We start from the raw sequence: 15,667 nt of genomic DNA on the forward strand, positions 1-15,667 counted from the left end.
GTATTACTATTTCAAATCAATACTGTTAAGACGACCCATATAGGTCAGAATCTCGATATTGTTTTTGTGTGCTTCAAGTAACGCTTTTTTAGTTTGCGTATAAGCAGCAAGTTTACCGTGCTTGTTAATAGAGCAAACTTTGGTTTTGTATTTGTACTCGCCGCTTTCATTGAATTCTCGCCATTTTGCCAAATAACACGCATCCCGATGTTCAGGGTCAGATTTTGTTGGGTTCGGCTTATAAACAATGACAGGTTCCACACTGTGGGGTAAGCGTGTCATTAAGTACGGGTCTTTTAACAAGCGACGCCAAAACTTCCCCCACATTTCTCTACCAAGTTCATTGCGTAGTTTGATGGCTTTTTTCAAACCTTTCTTTTCACCAATGCGCACAAACCCCACAGAGCGATGCATTACAGTGTCATCTGGGGTGTGGATGTGTATTTTAAATGCAGTTTTGCTTTTAGAAATAAACCTGTGCCCGGTACTCGTTGTTAGGCTGCTTTTCTTCATAAAGGACGAAATTGATATGTTTGTTACTTGGCGAAAAGAATAGAAGAATTTTTCACTAGTTTGAAGAGCGTCGCAACTCACACGGCACCCCAGTCACACTTTTACATTAGAAGTGATTCAAGCATCTTATGAACGAAGCAAATCTGAAACTTTCTATTATTTCTGTCAAATTTCTCTACATATGAATCAAGATCTCATCGATAACTAGCTCGATAATTAGAATTGTTATGCAATTAGTATTTTATTTTGTGAGTCTTAATCAGACCTTTGTACGGAAAATATCAATATATAGTCGCATATTTAATGATCTAAACCTCTATTACCTTATATTTCACTATGCTTAAATGATCTTTGGTAATGAGTGTTATTATCAATAAATAAAAACTAAATTAGAAAAGTTAAGGAGCCCCCAAATGAAGAAGTTTCTCATCGCTTTCCTCGGACTGTTTTCATTCAGTGCACTGGCAAACCCTTGCCAAGTGACCGTCGAAGCAACCGATGCCATGCAGTTCAATACCAAAGCAATTAGTGTCCCTGCCAGCTGTGAATCCTTTACCGTTGATTTAAAACATGTAGGTAGTTTGGCTTCCGCAGTAATGGGGCACAATTGGGTATTGACGGAAACGGCAAACTTCCAACCCTTAGCGTTGGATTCGGCAAAAGCAGGACTGGACAATAATTACGTTCCTCCTGGTGACAAGCGCGTACTGGCTGCAACAAAAATCATTGGTGGTGGTGAAAGCACGTCCATTACTTTCTCTACAGCCGAACTAAAAGGTAAAGACCTGACGTTCTTTTGTTCATTCCCAGGACACTGGGCAATTATGAAAGGTTCATTGAAAGTAGAGTAGGTTAGATAAGAGGCGGCAAAATGAATTTGCCGCCTTTCCCGCTAAGCCAGTTATGACTGCTGGTCCCATCAAGTAAGCGACTCCATTCTCAAATTTCAAAAATACACCATGTCGAGCTGAAATAATTGAATTGTTTTTTCATGCCTCTAATCGTTGTATCGAAAATCTTCTAAATAAAGTGAGATTTTTACATGCTGAATCGGTGGCCACTATGCGGGACGTTAAACAAAAAAGCCTTAGCTTGAAAATAAGCTAAGGCTTTGTTTTATATGGCGCTCCCGACAGGATTCGAACCTGTGACCTGCCCCTTAGGAGGGGGCCGCGCTATCCAGCTGTGCCACGGGAGCGGAGTATTTTTATCATACCTATTTTTCTCCCGATGTTAAGCGTTTGGTTTTAGTCGAAAATTTGTTTGTGCATCACATCGCCAATTTGAACGCTTCGAGCGAGATTAGGTTGATTTATTGAAAGCTCAGCACCTTTATCATACACGCGCGTTACGGTAAGCGTAATATCACTCTTAGACACGCGATTACGGGCAATTCCATGCTGATCAACAAAGGCTCCTGTATGCCAAAGCTGCAATACATCGCCTTTTTTCACCCCGTGACGGCGACCTAAGTCGATGGTTACGGTGTTATCTTTTATCGACACAATTTCTGGCAAGGTGATCTTGCAAGACAGCTCAGATTCCAGATCCAGCATTACGTTACGGCTAACACGCATCATCATTTCGCCATAGGTAGAAGACCAGAATCGCGCACCCTTGGTGTCTACTTTACTGGTTTTCGGGAAAGGCCAGAGTGCCACTTCACGATAGTTCTTTGTGTACATTTCATTGCCAGTTTTTCCATCGAACACACTTACTTCCATGGCAAACTGGCGGTTAATGGTTTCTCCCCCAAGCAATGAAGATTCAACTGTGGCAGTGAGATCGGTAATGGCTGCTGTCATAAGGTATTGGGCACCCGTGTCCTGTGCCAGCATTTTGACGACTTCTGGTTGATCTTTTCTAATTTCATATTCTGTTGTCCCTACAGAATAAAAGCTCAGTGATTCTTCATTTAATTGGCGGCTGATGATTGTGCCGTAATCTTTGCCGAGATAATACATGCTGCCCATAACGGCTTGAGTGGGTTCAAGTATATCGATAAGTCCTACAGCAAAAGTCTTTTTATACTGGTCTACATGGCAACCCTTTGCCGAAGGGTAAATGTCCACTCTAACTTTTAACCTGACTTTGCCGCCTGAAGTGTCTTCATTAACGATGCGGACATAACGAACTTCGTGATTGGTAAACTGATATTCCTGTCTTGGATCTTCCAGAAAAGGCTGAATGAAGCTGAGCGTGCCAATGTCGGCACCAGAAAAACTCATTGCTTTATATAGCGCATCCTCTATGGCGTGAATTCTTGCTGCCTCTTTTGTTGACACTATGGTGGCATCGCCATTGACTTCATACCATGCAGCATGAATTCCAGTAGAAAAGATCAAACTGAATATCAACAAGATGGTTCGCAAATCGTATTTTTTCATCAGTGTTTTACCATTTGGGTATGTTTTTTGCTAAATACTTGGTTAGCAGGTTTCGGTGAGTTTTTTCTTAGCGAGCAACTAAGGAAAAGCAAGTATTGTTCCAACAACTGGTAAACACGTTGGAGTAATAACACCAAGTATATCCGGAGATGAAGAGAATGAAGAAATGGTTTGTAGTCGCAATGACAATGCTTTTAGCGTCTTGCGCATTTTCACCAATATACGATGGTAAAGACACGTATCCAGGCAGCCGATTTATGCTGATGGATACGCCTCGTCATACCATGGATTTTTTTGTAGAAAGTTTAACTGAGGAGTTGATTCTTTCTAATACCAGCGTGTCGGCGCGTTCACCAATTGCCATTACATCTTTTGTTGATTTACAAAATATGGACACCACGAATTGGTTAGGGAACTCAGTTTCTGAGGGTTTTATTCATCAATTTCAACGTCGTGGGTTTAAAGTGGTGGATTTTAAAGCAACAGGCTCTATTCGAGTGACGCAAGAGGGCGATTTTGCCTTTAGCCGTGACTGGAAAGAGTTGGCAAGAGAACAAGATGTCAAATACGTTCTGACGGGAACGATGTTGCGTCAAGAAGGTGGTGTGCTAGTAAACGCACGTGTGGTTGGTATGCAAACCCGCATTGTTGTCGCAACAGCACAAGGTTTCTTACCAGCAGATCGTATTGGTCGTGACCTAGAAACTCTTAGAAGCATTCGAACTCAGGATGGTGTGATCATTCGCTCCGATCCAGAGATGAAAACGCAGAACACAATTATTCTACGTCCATAGAATTGCCCAAAGCAGAGATTTAAGGTGAGAGAGATGAAAAAGATATTATTACTAATTACAGTTCTGGTGGCAGTAGGTTGTCAGCCTATCAATAACCGCGGCGAGAACGTTTTGGTTGCCGTAGGATATGCGAGTATTAGTGAGCAAAGAGGGCGCACAGCTGAAGAAAAGCAGGTGCGTGCGTTAAGAGCTTCAAAAGTCGATGCCTATCGTGAACTCGCAGAGCAAGTGTATGGTTTACGTGTTAGCGCACGATCGGATCTTGAAGATCAACGTCTAGGCACCGAGTATGCATCTGGCGCTGTAGACGGTGTGATCCGTGGCGCAGAGGTCGTTAGAACCTATGCGGTAGGTGATAATTACGTAACTGAGCTTAAATTGGACATAGAAAAGATGGACAAGTTACGTGAATACGGTGACGTCCAGCAAGTGCCAATTAAAAAGAAATCGACTCTATTTTGATTGAACAAAACCTCTGTTCTCTTCAGCGAAATATACTATTGCTCTAATCAAACGATCACATCAACTAAAGTGATCGCTTCAAACAAAAGCGGTAACCCATTAGGTTGCCGCTTTTTAAATCCAGTAATATTGTTTATACCCAAGAAGCTAGAAAGAAGTCACTTAGGTATAGGTTTACGCTTTGATATTCGTACCAAGTGTTGAAACCGTATGAGTTTGACCACCGGCATTGTAGGTCATACCAATCTTGCCGCGGCTTTGTTGCATTAGGTTATGCAGTTTATTGAAGCTTAGCTGAGCGCGCTGTAAAGCGTCACCATTGATCTCATTCATCTGTTGGCATTCTGCTACGAGAGATTGCACTTGCTTTACTTTATCTGCAAATGTGGTGTTTGATTGAAGCTGCTCAACGTCAGTATGTTCGGCAATTCGTTGGTCGGTTTGTTGGAGTTGTGATATTAAGGCGAGTTTTTGCTTCGCTAAGGATTCGATGTCTTTAGAAACACGGTTAGCGATCGCGATTTTTTCCTGCTCTAACAGACCCGAAAGGGATTGAGCATTCTGGATTTGATATTCGAGTAGACTATTTAATGTTGCCATAAATTAAGAAATGAAAAAAAGCTGGACTGCAGCTATTACAGTCCAGCTAGTTCATCTTCAAACTTCACCATATTTTCTGCCAGCTTCTCCGGATCTACAGTGTAGGATCCGTTTGCAATTGCCTCTTTAATAGCAGCAACTTTCGCGCTATCAAAGCTGGGCTCGGCAGCCATGGACTGGTGAAGTTGACCGATCGCTTTGCTTTCTTGGCTAAGCGAGACAGCGTCTTTGCCGCCTTTAGGTTCGGCGACAGAATCAGAACGCGACGTAGCGTTTGAATCTGTGCGGGTTTGAGTGCGGCTGGTTGCCACATTCTGCCCGGACCTTAATTGATCAATGCTTGCCATAGTTTGAGCCTTATTCGCAAATTATAAAGAACCTGTACAAATTATATCGACAAGGATTTGGAATACTTTAACTAAAATTTACTCAAAAGATCGAGTTTTTTCATTTTCCAATTTATACAGATCAAAACGTAACAGTTACTTCTGCAATTCCAGTAACTATAGCACTAATTATACGATTTGATTTGGTATTTTTCACTCTTACTTGCTCACCTTGAGCACCATCTGAGAGAGCGGTTCCTTTCGTGGTAATGATTAACTCCCCTTTAACCGCTTTAATTACAACGCTTTCATTACGGCAAACTACACAAATATCTCGACGTTCGATAACGTCACCTTGTCGGATGTTTTTCTTAAGTTTTGCGCCTGCAACTTGATCGATCTGATTAAAACCATACCGACGATAAGCACGTTGTTCGACAAAAGTTATGCTAATATCTGATTTGTTAACTAGTTCACCTCTGGCTAGAGGACGAAGAGCTGTGACTAACGGGCGCACTAAGGTTATTCGCACCGGAACGTACACGCGCCAGTTGTCTTCTACGCACTCAACAAGTACGGTTACATTAGTATTTGAACGAGAATTAGAGGGGGAAGAGGTCACTAAAGGTGATGGACAGCTTGATGCTTTTATGCGCGAATCCAAGTTAGCTGCGTTAAGATCTAACTTGTCCGATGAGGCTGTCTTAAAGGTTGCTTTTACGTGTGCTTCGGCGGCGTTTTGGATATCCTTGATCTGTTGCTCAGTAGCAGCGGAACAATATAGGCTAAAGAAAGTTAAACAAAAGCCGATACTTTTCCCAAACTTTTTGCAGAAAGCTCTACACTTAGATATGGATTGCATACTGAGAATTACCTTATAATACGCTATTTTGTATGTAATGATCTTGGTTGTTAGATTTTCATTATACTTTACTAGAAAACGCTTGAGATGGAGATGCGCTTATGACGGGTATTCTTGATTCGGTGAATCAACGCACACAACTCGTCGGTCAAAACCGATTAGAGCTTTTAACGTTTCGTCTAATGGGACGTCAACGTTATGGCATCAATGTATTCAAAGTTAAAGAAGTACTCCAGTGTCCCAAGCTGACGTCGATGCCTAACTTACACCCTTTGGTGAAAGGTGTCGCGCACATTCGTGGGCAAACCGTTTCTGTTATCGATTTGAGCTTGGCTACTGGTGGTCGCCCAACAACCGATCTGGATAAGTGCTTTGTTGTGATTTCTGAATTCAACCGAACGATCCAAGCATTCTTGGTGAGCTCTGTTGAGAGGATCATTAACATGCACTGGGAGTCGATCCTTCCTCCACCTGATGGCGCTGGTAAAGCTAACTATCTAACAGCCGTTACGAATATAGACAACGAATTAGTCGAAATTCTCGATGTAGAAAAAATTCTTGCAGAAATTTCTCCAATTGATGAAACCATGAGTGAGGACATCAAGGAAGAGATTGCAAGTATTCAAGAAGAGAAAGAGATTGTTCGTCGAATTCTGATTGCAGATGACTCTACAGTCGCACGTAAACAGGTTCAACGCGCTATAGAAGGCTTGGGTTTTGAAGCTATTGCTGTGAAAGACGGTAAAGAAGCTTACGAGAAACTGGTTGAAATGGCGGAAGAAGGTAGCATCTACGAGCAAATTTCATTGGTGATTTCGGATATCGAAATGCCAGAAATGGATGGCTACACATTGACGGCAGAAATTCGTCGTCATAATGGTCTTAAAGATCTTCATGTCATTCTTCATACCTCATTGAGTGGTGTATTTAACCAAGCGATGGTTGAGCGTGTTGGTGCGAATGAGTTCATTGCGAAATTTAATCCTGATGAGCTAGGCTCAGCAGTTAAAGCAGCGGTATCCGGTTAAAGAGAACTGAATGACAGCGATAACTATAAGCGATCAAGAGTATCGCGATTTCAGCCGTTTCCTAGAATCCCAATGTGGGATTGTACTAGGTGATAGCAAGCAGTATTTGGTCAGAAGTCGATTGAGTCCTCTGGTAAGCAAATTTAAAGTTGCGTCACTTTCTGATTTATTAAGAGATGTGATCACAGGCAGAAACCGCGAACTTAGAGTTGCCGCGGTCGATGCTATGACGACAAACGAAACACTTTGGTTTCGTGATAGTTACCCTTTTTCGGTGTTGTCAGACAAATTATTGCCGGAAGTAGCGGCAAACAAGCGCCCAATTAAGATTTGGTCGGCAGCGAGTTCTTCTGGTCAGGAACCGTATTCGATCGCTATGACTATTTTAGAAACACAGTCAAAGAAGCCGGGTATGTTATCTAATGTATCTATTACGGCGACCGATATTTCTTCCAGCATGCTGGATGCATGTCGCGCAGGTATATACGATAACTTAGCACTTGGTCGCGGTCTCTCTCCTGAGCGCAGGAAAACTTTCTTCGAAGATGCTGGTGACAGTAAAATGAAGGTGAAAGATAACGTTAAGCGCATGGTTAACTTTCGCCCTCAAAACTTAATGGATAGCTACGCACTTTTAGGCAAGTTCGACATTATTTTTTGTCGTAACGTTTTGATTTATTTCTCTCCAGATATGAAATCAAAAGTACTTAATCAAATGGCTGGCTGTTTGAATCCAGGAGGCTACTTGCTTCTAGGTGCTTCGGAGTCGTTGACTGGATTAACTGATAAATTCGATATGGTTCGTTGCAATCCTGGCATTATATATAAGCTTAAGTAATCACATTAACAACGTTTCTAAGCCCAGCAATCATTGCTGGGCTTTTTTATACCCTAGCACTCCACAAACACGCATTTACTGACGAAAGACGACGTTAGGTATACACTCAGTAATGACATTCCAAATATTATTGGTCCTATAGAACGTATGATCTACAAGGATCGCTTCAAAGACACGCACAAGATCCTACTGTTGCATAGCCTTTGGCTTAATATTTGCTTGTATTGAAAGTGTGAGTTTATTTTCTTTTGGCTACCTACTAAAACTTGGCACGCAGATTGCAAAATAATTCACAGGTAAGTCAGTTCTTTTTGGTAGAGGCAAGATATGACTATTTCGTTTGATAAAGCTTTAGGGATACACCAGCACACTGTTGGCTTACGTGAGCGCAATGCTGAGGTGATTTCCACCAACATCGCACAAGCGAACACTCCTGGCTTTAAAGCGAAGGGCATGGATTTCGACAAGGCGCTTACAGCGGCAAAGTCGGGGGCAAGCTTTGGTCTTTCTCGTACCGATGGTCGGCACATTCATGCCTCTACTGATATTGCAGGGGATACTCTGTATCGATTACCAACACAACCGGACACGGGTGACGGCAATACCGTTGATGTGGATTTGGAACGTAACTTGTTTATGCAAAACCAAATTCGCCATCAAGCTTCACTGGATTTCTTAGGCAGTAAGTTTAAGAACCTAACTAAAGCCTTAAAAGGGGAGTAAGTAGATGAGCTTATTTAATGTATTCAATGTGACTGGATCTGCCATGAGCGCTGAGTCAGTTCGTCTAAATACCACCTCTAGTAACCTAGCAAATGCAAACAGCGTAAGTAGCTCTGCTGAAGAAACTTACAAAGCGCGCCATGCTGTGTTTGGGGCTGAGTTAAACAAAGCGAAGTATAACCGCGACCACAATGTTCCTGTGAAGGTAATGGGCATCATTGAAAGTGATAAACCACTTGATGCTGAGTACAACCCTGAGCACCCACTGGCAAACGACGAAGGCTACATCTTTAAGTCGAATGTTAATGTGATGGAAGAAATGGCTAATATGATTTCTGCTTCTCGTGCGTATCAAACAAACGTGCAAGTTGCAGATGCAAGCAAACAAATGCTGCTGCGTACGCTGCAGATGGGTCAATAGGGATAAGGAGGTAACGTAATGGCCGGAATCAACAATGTTGGTCAGAGCGGCTTGTCCTATGTTGATCAGCTTAAGAGCCTGCAAGAGCAGAATAAGCCTGAAAAAGTAACGGGACAAAACGATCTTAACCAAGAAGATTTTCTTTCGTTGCTCACCAAGCAACTTGCTCAACAGGATCCTTTTAAGCCGGTCAGCAATGACCAGATGATTGCGCAAATGGCTTCATTTGCGACCGTCGATGGTATCGGGAAGATGAACAATCAGTTCGAAAGTCTGAATTCATCCATGACGTCTAACCAAGCGTTGCAAGCATCGTCGCTGGTTGGTCGTGATGTATTAGTCCCCGGTGCCGCAGGCATTAAACCTGATAACGCTGGCATGTCTGCCATGGTTAAGGTGCCTCAAGCGCTGGACAACATGTTTGTTCGCATTGAGAACGCACAAGGGCAACTTGTTCGTACCCTTGACGTAGGTGCAAAACCTGCCGGTGATAGTAAGGTTGAATGGGACGGGTTAGATGAAAACGGTAATCCATTGCCGGGTGGCAAATACAGCGTGAAAGCGGGTGGTTTGCTAGACGGGGAGTCGCGTGAATTTGAAGTATCAACTTACGCAAACGTGAACAGCGTGCTCCTTGGTAAAGGCGATGGGAATGTACTACTCAATCTGGCTGGCTTTGAATCGCCAGTTCGACTAGCTGAAGTACTAGAAGTTGGAAAAGCGTAAAGCGCTAGCTAGATAGGAGAATTTTGGAATGTCTTATATTGCTTTAAGCGGGTTATCCGCAGCTCAACTGGACTTGAACACAACCAGTAACAACATTGCGAACGCCAACTCATACGGATTTAAAGAGTCTCGTGCTGAATTTGGCGACGTTTACTCAAACTCAATTTTCACCAATGCTAAAACAGCAACGGGTGGTGGTGCTCAGGCACAAAAAGTCGCACAGCAGTTCCATGAGGGTTCTAGTATTTATACGAATAACCCAATGGACTTACGAATTTCTGGTACTGGCTTCTTTGCGGTATCGAAAGATCGTTTAGAACCACAATTGAACGAATTAACTCGTAATGGTGCTTTTCACCTCAACAAAGATAACTACATGGTGACTTCTAACGAAGAATACCTATTAGGTTATCAGGTGAATCCAGATACTGGTGAGGTTGCGTCTTACGAGCCACAGCCATTAAACATTCCAGCAGAATTCGGTCGTCCTAAACCGACAGAAAATATCGAACTAGGCGTTAATGTGCCTGCAAATGGTGAATTGAAAGATCCAGCATTGTTCGATATTACGGATCCGACGACTTATAACCGTTCCACATCTTCGACTATTTATGACTCTATGGGTCAGTCATATAAGATGACGACTTACTACTTGAAAGACGCGAATCAACCAAACACTTGGCACTCGTACTATACGATGACCGATGGCGATGGTGAAAAACCTCTTAACATTCAAGGTGGTGATGCGACTTCTCCGACTGGTCACGTGGGTCACACCATTAGGTTCAACAATGATGGTACGTTAGCAAGTATCAATAACGGGACAAAAGTTGTTTCTGAACCGTTAGGAACTGGCGCAGTACCTATTAACCTAAATGGTGCGGATGTAAACCAACAAATCGAGTTTAACCAGCTTGGGGCAACCCAATATGCAGCTCCATTTGAATTGAATAAATTCAATGAAGATGGTGCTACAACGGGCTTTTTGTCTAAAATTGATTTTGATGAATACGGTAGCGTCATGGGTACTTATTCAAACGGTGAAGCGGTAACGTTAGGGCGTGTTGCGCTTGTACGTGTACCGAATGAGCAAGGTTTGGATAAGAAAGGCGGTACTCAGTGGAATTCAACTCAATTATCTGGCGATAAGATTTGGGGTGAATCGAACAAAGGTTCATTTGGTTCGGTAACCAGCGGTACTCTAGAGCAGTCGAACATCGATATGACTCAGGAGCTGGTGGATCTGATTTCAGCTCAGCGTAACTTCCAAGCGAACTCACGTTCACTAGAGGTACACAATGGTCTGCAACAGAACATCCTTCAAATTCGATAACATCTTCAATCATCTGTCATTGCCGCTTCATGCGGCAATGCTTGTTTGCTCTGCCGGATCTTTTCCGCTTCTACCAATCTATTCTATTCTCTTTTCTATATAAACCATTAAATATCAACTACATAAAAATTGGCATGATGTTTGCTTTTTAGCTTTCATAGACTTTTATGGGAGCACACCATGGATCGTTCACTGTTTCTCGCGATGAGCGGGGCAAAACAAAATATGCAGGCAATGCAGCTAAAAGCCAATAACTTGGCTAACGTCAGCACGACAGGCTTTCGCGCCGATTTGGCACAAGCTCGCTCTATGCAAGCGTACGGAGATGGCTTGCCAACCCGAGTGTTCAGCATGACGGAACGCCCAGGACAAAGCTTTGCCCAAGGCAGTGTGATAACAACAGGGCGTGATCTGGATGTGACCATAGAAGGCAATGGCTGGATTGCCGTGATGGATAAAACGGGTAAAGAAGGTTTAACCCGTAACGGCAATCTACATATCGACCAAACCGGGTTACTGACCAACAGCTCTGGCCATCTTGTTTTGGGTGAGACGGGGGCACCGATAACTTTGCCAATTCCATTGAGTAAAGTCGAAATCGGTCGAGATGGCACGATTTCTGTGATTCCCCAAGGTGCTCCAGCAGATGCGATTGAAGCCGTCGATAGAATCAAATTAACCAACACGGATAACCGTTCTTTATATAAAGACACAAATGGACTTTTCCGTGGAAAAAATGACAACAATGAATACGAAGCTGATGCGAACATCAAAATCATGACTGGGGCTGTTGAAGGCAGCAACGTAAGTGCAGTAGGCGAGATGACCAGTTTGATTGACTTACAACGCCAATTTGAAATGCAAGTCAAAATGATGAGTACGGCAGAAGATATGGACAAAGCGTCTGATTCTCTGTTGCGTTCCAGCTAACCGTTAGAGTGAGGATTTAGTTATGCATCCAGCATTATGGGTAAGTAAAACAGGTTTAGATGCTCAACAAACGAATATCTCGACCATTTCGAATAACTTGGCAAACGCCTCAACGGTTGGTTACAAGAAGAGCCGCGCGGTTTTTGAAGATCTTTTCTACCAAAATATCAACCAGCCCGGTGGTCAGTCATCTCAGAATACTGAATTACCCTCTGGTTTGATGCTTGGCGCTGGCTCAAAAGTCGTTGCTACGCAAAAAGTACACACCAATGGTAATGCACAAACCACAAGTAACGCGTTGGATCTCATGGTTGAAGGCGATGGATTTTTCCAAATCTTATTACCTGACGGCAACATAGGCTACAGCCGAAATGGGCAATTTACGCTTGATGGTGAAGGCGCTGTCGTAACATCCGGATCAGGGTATCGATTAGAGCCTGAAATTGTTATTCCAGATAACGCAATCTCCATTACCGTAGGTAACGATGGTGAAGTCTCCGTTCGAGTTCGTGGTCAGCAAAACAACCAAGTGGTTGGTCAGATTACAACAGTTGATTTCATCAACCCTGGCGGATTAGAGCCTATTGGTCAGAACCTTTACCTACCGACAGGCGCTAGTGGCGACCCTCAAGAAGGTGTACCGGGTTTGGAAGGTTTGGGTTCGATTCGTCAATCTATGCTGGAAACGTCAAACGTGAATGTAACCGAAGAGCTTGTGAATATGATTGAAGCTCAGCGTGTGTATGAAATGAATTCCAAGGTAATTTCATCTGTCGATAAGATGATGAGCTTTGTGAACCAACAATTGTAATAAGGTGGCTGTCATGATGCGTTTACTATTGGTTTTTCTAACTTTGGTGATGGCAGGCTGTACGTCCATGCAAAAGCCGGATGGTACAGATCCAGATGCAGGTACAACCGTTGTCGATGCGATCGAAGGCGATAAGTCTAATGACGGTGGCGGCGGTATTGTTGACACATTACGTGGCAGAACTGATCCAGTTGCCGGCGATCCGGCTTGGGCTCCTATTCACCCTAAGCAAAAACCAGCGCATTACGCGACAGCAACAGGGTCATTGTTTAACACACAGCATACCCAGAACCTTTATGACGACAGCAAACCTCACGGGGTGGGCGATATTGTCACTGTGAATTTGGCGGAGAATACCAAAGCCGCGAAAAGTGCAGATGCCGATCTGAGTAAGTCAAACGACGCGTCTATGGATCCGTTAAACGTCGGTGGACAAGAACTAAAGATTCAGGATTATAATTTTTCTTACGAATTGAGTAATGAGAACAAATTTAAAGGCAATGCGTCTGCAAACCAATCCAACAGTATTAGTGGTTCCATTACCGTGGAAGTAATCGAAGTGTTGGCGAATGGTAATCTGATTATTCGCGGCGAGAAATGGCTAACTCTAAATACCGGGGATGAATACATCCGCTTGAGCGGCACAATTCGACCGGATGACATAGATTTTGACAACACGATTGCTTCGACTCGTATTTCAAATGCACGAATTCAGTATTCAGGCACTGGAAATCAACAAGATATGCAAGAGCCTGGATTCTTGGCACGATTCTTTAATGTATCTCTGTAAGTGAGAGAATTGTCGGAGTTTTGACATGTTAAAGAAATGGGCAGTAGTAGTAGCGGGTTTGATGATGCTGGCAGTCAGTTCAGCTCAAGCAGCGCGAATTAAGGATGTGGCTAAAGTTGCTGGGGTACGTAGCAACCAATTGGTTGGTTACGGCTTGGTAACGGGTTTACCAGGCACGGGGGAGTCCACGCCTTTTACTGATCAAAGCTTTAATGCGATGCTTCAAAACTTCGGCATCCAATTACCACCGGGTACTAAACCCAAAACCAAGAACGTTGCAGCGGTTATCGTGACTGCGGAGCTTCCAGCGTTCTCAAAGCAAGGGCAGCAAGTCGATGTGACCGTATCATCGATTGGTGCAGCAAAAAGCCTTCGAGGCGGAACACTTTTGCAAACCTTCTTAAAAGGTTTGGATGGTGAAGTTTACGCTGTAGCACAAGGTAACTTAGTGGTTAGTGGATTTAGTGCGACAGGGGCTGATGGGTCCAAAATCGTTGGTAATAACCCAACCGTGGGTATCATTTCTAGTGGAGCAACGGTTGAACGTGAAGTGCCAAACCCATTTAGCCGGGGTGATTACATTACCTTTAACCTTTTGGAGTCTGACTTCACGACTGCCCAACGTATGGCGGATGCGGTCAATAATTTCCTTGGTCCACAAATGGCACAAGCGATTGACGCTACGTCTGTAAAAGTACGGGCACCGCGAGAAGTGAGCCAACGAGTGGCCTTCTTATCTGCTGTTGAAAACGTTGAATTTAACCCCGCTGACGGTTCCGCAAAAATCATTGTTAACTCTCGAACAGGCACCATTGTTGTCGGCAAACACGTCCGGTTAAAGCCTGCCGCAGTGACTCATGGTGGTATGACCGTAGCGATTAAAGAAAACCTCAATGTAAGCCAACCTAATGCATTGGGTGGTGGGAATACCGTTGTCGTGCCAGATACTGATATTGAAGTGTCAGAGCAGTCTGGCAAGATGTTTAAGTTTGAGCCGGGCCTCACGCTAGATGACCTTGTGAGAGCGGTGAACGAAGTTGGCGCTGCGCCTTCTGATTTAATGGCTATCTTGCAAGCGTTAAAGCAAGCCGGTGCCATTGAAGGTCAGCTGATTATCATCTAGGAGAGCATGATGGTTAAGAATCCTAACGATATAGGCTTTATTCACGATATTGCATCTCTAGATAAACTTCGTCAGGGAGCGGTGGGTGCAGGAACCGATGAAGAAAAGCAAGCGGCGTTAAAAACAGCGGCAAAGCAGTTTGAGTCAATCTTTACATCCATGCTTTTTAAATCAATGCGTGATGCGAATACGACATTTGAATCTGATTTAATGAAAAGCCAAAATCAAGATTTTTATCGTCAAATGCTTGATGAACAAATGGCAAGTGAAATGAGTGATTCTGGCTCACTTGGTCTTGCCGATATGATTGTTGCTCAATTGAGCGCTGGGGCTGGTGAAGACCAATCTGAAATTGCTATGAGAAATGCAGCAATGGATACATCACTTCGCCTGCCAGTGGACTCAGATAAAGTTCGCGAAGTAACAGCAACACGTGCCGTGAGTGAATCGGCATTTGATAGCCCGCAACAGTTCGTTGATAAATTGAAACCTTATGCTGATAGAGCAGCACGAGCTCTGGGCGTTGATGCTTCAGTCATTATTGCACAAGCGGCACTAGAAACGGGTTGGGGGCAAAAAGTTGTGAAGAATTCTCTAGGATCCAGCAACAACTTATTCAATATCAAAGCCGATAAACGTTGGGATGGCGGTAAAGTCGCAACTCAAACTCTCGAAGTTTATGATGGTGTACCCGTGAAAGAGAAAGCGGACTTCCGTTCTTACTCTTCTTATCAAGACAGCTTTAATGATTACGTACGTTTCTTGAATGATAATCCTCGCTACCAGACAGCACTTCAACATGAAGGGGATAACAAAGCGTTTATTCATGGTATTCATAAAGCGGGATATGCTACCGACCCGAACTACGCTGATAAGGTTCTAAGAGTGAAAGCTCAAGTCGATGATATTCTGAGTGATTGACCAATTTTAAGCTGCACTATTTGTGCAGCTTTTTACTTTAACCCCGCGATAATTCCCCTTTGAATGACCCTACTCTTAA

Annotated in this window: 19 protein-coding genes and 1 tRNA gene; 14 read left to right on the forward strand and 6 right to left on the reverse strand. The window is 43.5% G+C overall.

Annotated elements, in window-relative coordinates; genetic code table 11:
• Window positions 1–6: 6 nt before the first annotated feature.
• The gene (locus VPNCDNU1_RS03820; RefSeq protein WP_101113444.1) at window positions 7–513 is read right to left on the reverse strand and encodes a Fe3+-citrate ABC transporter substrate-binding protein; all 507 of its coding nucleotides are present in this window, start codon (window positions 511–513) and stop codon (window positions 7–9) included.
• Between the two features lie 413 nt (window positions 514–926).
• On the opposite strand from VPNCDNU1_RS03820, the gene azu reads away from it, so the two are divergent.
• Window positions 927–1,364, forward strand: coding sequence for an azurin (gene azu / locus VPNCDNU1_RS03825; protein ID WP_104399139.1), 438 nt, complete (start codon window positions 927–929; stop codon window positions 1,362–1,364).
• A gap of 270 nt (window positions 1,365–1,634) precedes the next feature.
• Here azu and VPNCDNU1_RS03830 read toward each other — a convergent pair.
• A tRNA-Arg gene (locus VPNCDNU1_RS03830) sits at window positions 1,635–1,711 on the reverse strand.
• A gap of 49 nt (window positions 1,712–1,760) precedes the next feature.
• Complete coding sequence (locus VPNCDNU1_RS03835; RefSeq protein ID WP_101113457.1) at window positions 1,761–2,900, reverse strand: flagella assembly protein FlgT; 1,140 nt, start codon at window positions 2,898–2,900, stop codon at window positions 1,761–1,763.
• Between the two features lie 158 nt (window positions 2,901–3,058).
• Between VPNCDNU1_RS03835 and VPNCDNU1_RS03840 the strand changes: the two genes are divergently transcribed.
• Together VPNCDNU1_RS03840 and VPNCDNU1_RS03845 are read left to right on the forward strand one after the other, a co-directional pair.
• Entirely contained in the window at window positions 3,059–3,694 is a 636-nt protein-coding gene (locus VPNCDNU1_RS03840; RefSeq protein WP_104399140.1) for a FlgO family outer membrane protein, read from the forward strand.
• 33 nt (window positions 3,695–3,727) lie between these two features.
• On the forward strand, window positions 3,728–4,156 hold the full coding sequence (locus VPNCDNU1_RS03845) for an LPP20 family lipoprotein (RefSeq protein WP_104399141.1): 429 nt from the start codon (window positions 3,728–3,730) through the stop codon (window positions 4,154–4,156).
• A gap of 174 nt (window positions 4,157–4,330) precedes the next feature.
• On the opposite strand, the gene VPNCDNU1_RS03850 is transcribed toward VPNCDNU1_RS03845, so the two are convergent.
• The 3 genes from VPNCDNU1_RS03850 to flgA all read right to left on the reverse strand — a co-directional run bounded on the left by VPNCDNU1_RS03850 (window position 4,331) and on the right by flgA (window position 5,944).
• Complete coding sequence (locus VPNCDNU1_RS03850) at window positions 4,331–4,756, reverse strand: flagella synthesis protein FlgN (protein ID WP_104399142.1); 426 nt, start codon at window positions 4,754–4,756, stop codon at window positions 4,331–4,333.
• A 35-nt stretch (window positions 4,757–4,791) separates the two neighbouring features.
• Window positions 4,792–5,103, reverse strand: coding sequence for a flagellar biosynthesis anti-sigma factor FlgM (gene flgM, locus VPNCDNU1_RS03855; protein WP_101113461.1), 312 nt, complete (start codon window positions 5,101–5,103; stop codon window positions 4,792–4,794).
• Window positions 5,104–5,224: 121 nt separating this feature from the next.
• Window positions 5,225–5,944 carry a flagellar basal body P-ring formation chaperone FlgA gene (flgA, locus tag VPNCDNU1_RS03860; RefSeq protein WP_104399143.1) on the reverse strand — a complete coding sequence of 240 codons (720 nt, stop codon included), beginning with the start codon at window positions 5,942–5,944 and terminating at the stop codon, window positions 5,225–5,227.
• Window positions 5,945–6,045: 101 nt separating this feature from the next.
• On the opposite strand from flgA, the gene VPNCDNU1_RS03865 reads away from it, so the two are divergent.
• From VPNCDNU1_RS03865 to flgJ, 11 genes are all read left to right on the forward strand, one after another.
• On the forward strand, window positions 6,046–6,972 hold the full coding sequence (locus VPNCDNU1_RS03865) for a chemotaxis protein CheV (protein WP_104399144.1): 927 nt from the start codon (window positions 6,046–6,048) through the stop codon (window positions 6,970–6,972).
• Between the two features lie 10 nt (window positions 6,973–6,982).
• A complete protein-coding gene (locus VPNCDNU1_RS03870) occupies window positions 6,983–7,810 on the forward strand; it encodes a protein-glutamate O-methyltransferase (protein ID WP_104399145.1) in 828 nt (275 codons plus the stop codon).
• Between the two features lie 327 nt (window positions 7,811–8,137).
• A complete protein-coding gene (flgB, locus tag VPNCDNU1_RS03875; RefSeq protein WP_104399146.1) occupies window positions 8,138–8,533 on the forward strand; it encodes a flagellar basal body rod protein FlgB in 396 nt (131 codons plus the stop codon).
• A gap of 4 nt (window positions 8,534–8,537) precedes the next feature.
• On the forward strand, window positions 8,538–8,954 hold the full coding sequence (gene flgC / locus VPNCDNU1_RS03880) for a flagellar basal body rod protein FlgC (RefSeq protein ID WP_104399147.1): 417 nt from the start codon (window positions 8,538–8,540) through the stop codon (window positions 8,952–8,954).
• Window positions 8,955–8,972: 18 nt separating this feature from the next.
• The gene (locus VPNCDNU1_RS03885; protein WP_104399148.1) at window positions 8,973–9,680 is read left to right on the forward strand and encodes a flagellar hook assembly protein FlgD; all 708 of its coding nucleotides are present in this window, start codon (window positions 8,973–8,975) and stop codon (window positions 9,678–9,680) included.
• A gap of 28 nt (window positions 9,681–9,708) precedes the next feature.
• Window positions 9,709–11,013: a flagellar hook protein FlgE gene (flgE, locus tag VPNCDNU1_RS03890; protein WP_104399149.1), complete on the forward strand. Its 1,305-nt coding sequence runs from the start codon at window positions 9,709–9,711 to the stop codon at window positions 11,011–11,013.
• Window positions 11,014–11,193: 180 nt separating this feature from the next.
• The gene (locus VPNCDNU1_RS03895) at window positions 11,194–11,943 is read left to right on the forward strand and encodes a flagellar basal body rod protein FlgF (protein WP_101113469.1); all 750 of its coding nucleotides are present in this window, start codon (window positions 11,194–11,196) and stop codon (window positions 11,941–11,943) included.
• A gap of 22 nt (window positions 11,944–11,965) precedes the next feature.
• Window positions 11,966–12,754 (forward strand): flagellar basal-body rod protein FlgG, encoded by a 789-nt coding sequence (gene flgG, locus VPNCDNU1_RS03900; protein WP_101113470.1) that lies wholly within the window; start codon window positions 11,966–11,968, stop codon window positions 12,752–12,754.
• A gap of 13 nt (window positions 12,755–12,767) precedes the next feature.
• Window positions 12,768–13,544, forward strand: a complete 777-nt coding sequence (gene flgH / locus VPNCDNU1_RS03905) for a flagellar basal body L-ring protein FlgH (RefSeq protein ID WP_104399150.1) — start codon at window positions 12,768–12,770, stop codon at window positions 13,542–13,544.
• A gap of 25 nt (window positions 13,545–13,569) precedes the next feature.
• Window positions 13,570–14,667 (forward strand): flagellar basal body P-ring protein FlgI, encoded by a 1,098-nt coding sequence (locus VPNCDNU1_RS03910; RefSeq protein WP_104399151.1) that lies wholly within the window; start codon window positions 13,570–13,572, stop codon window positions 14,665–14,667.
• 9 nt (window positions 14,668–14,676) lie between these two features.
• Entirely contained in the window at window positions 14,677–15,588 is a 912-nt protein-coding gene (gene flgJ, locus VPNCDNU1_RS03915) for a flagellar assembly peptidoglycan hydrolase FlgJ (protein WP_104399152.1), read from the forward strand.
• Window positions 15,589–15,667: the final 79 nt, after the last annotated feature.

Source organism: Vibrio penaeicida (assembly GCF_002933855.1).
Taxonomy (GTDB): Bacteria; Pseudomonadota; Gammaproteobacteria; order Enterobacterales; family Vibrionaceae; genus Vibrio; species Vibrio penaeicida_A.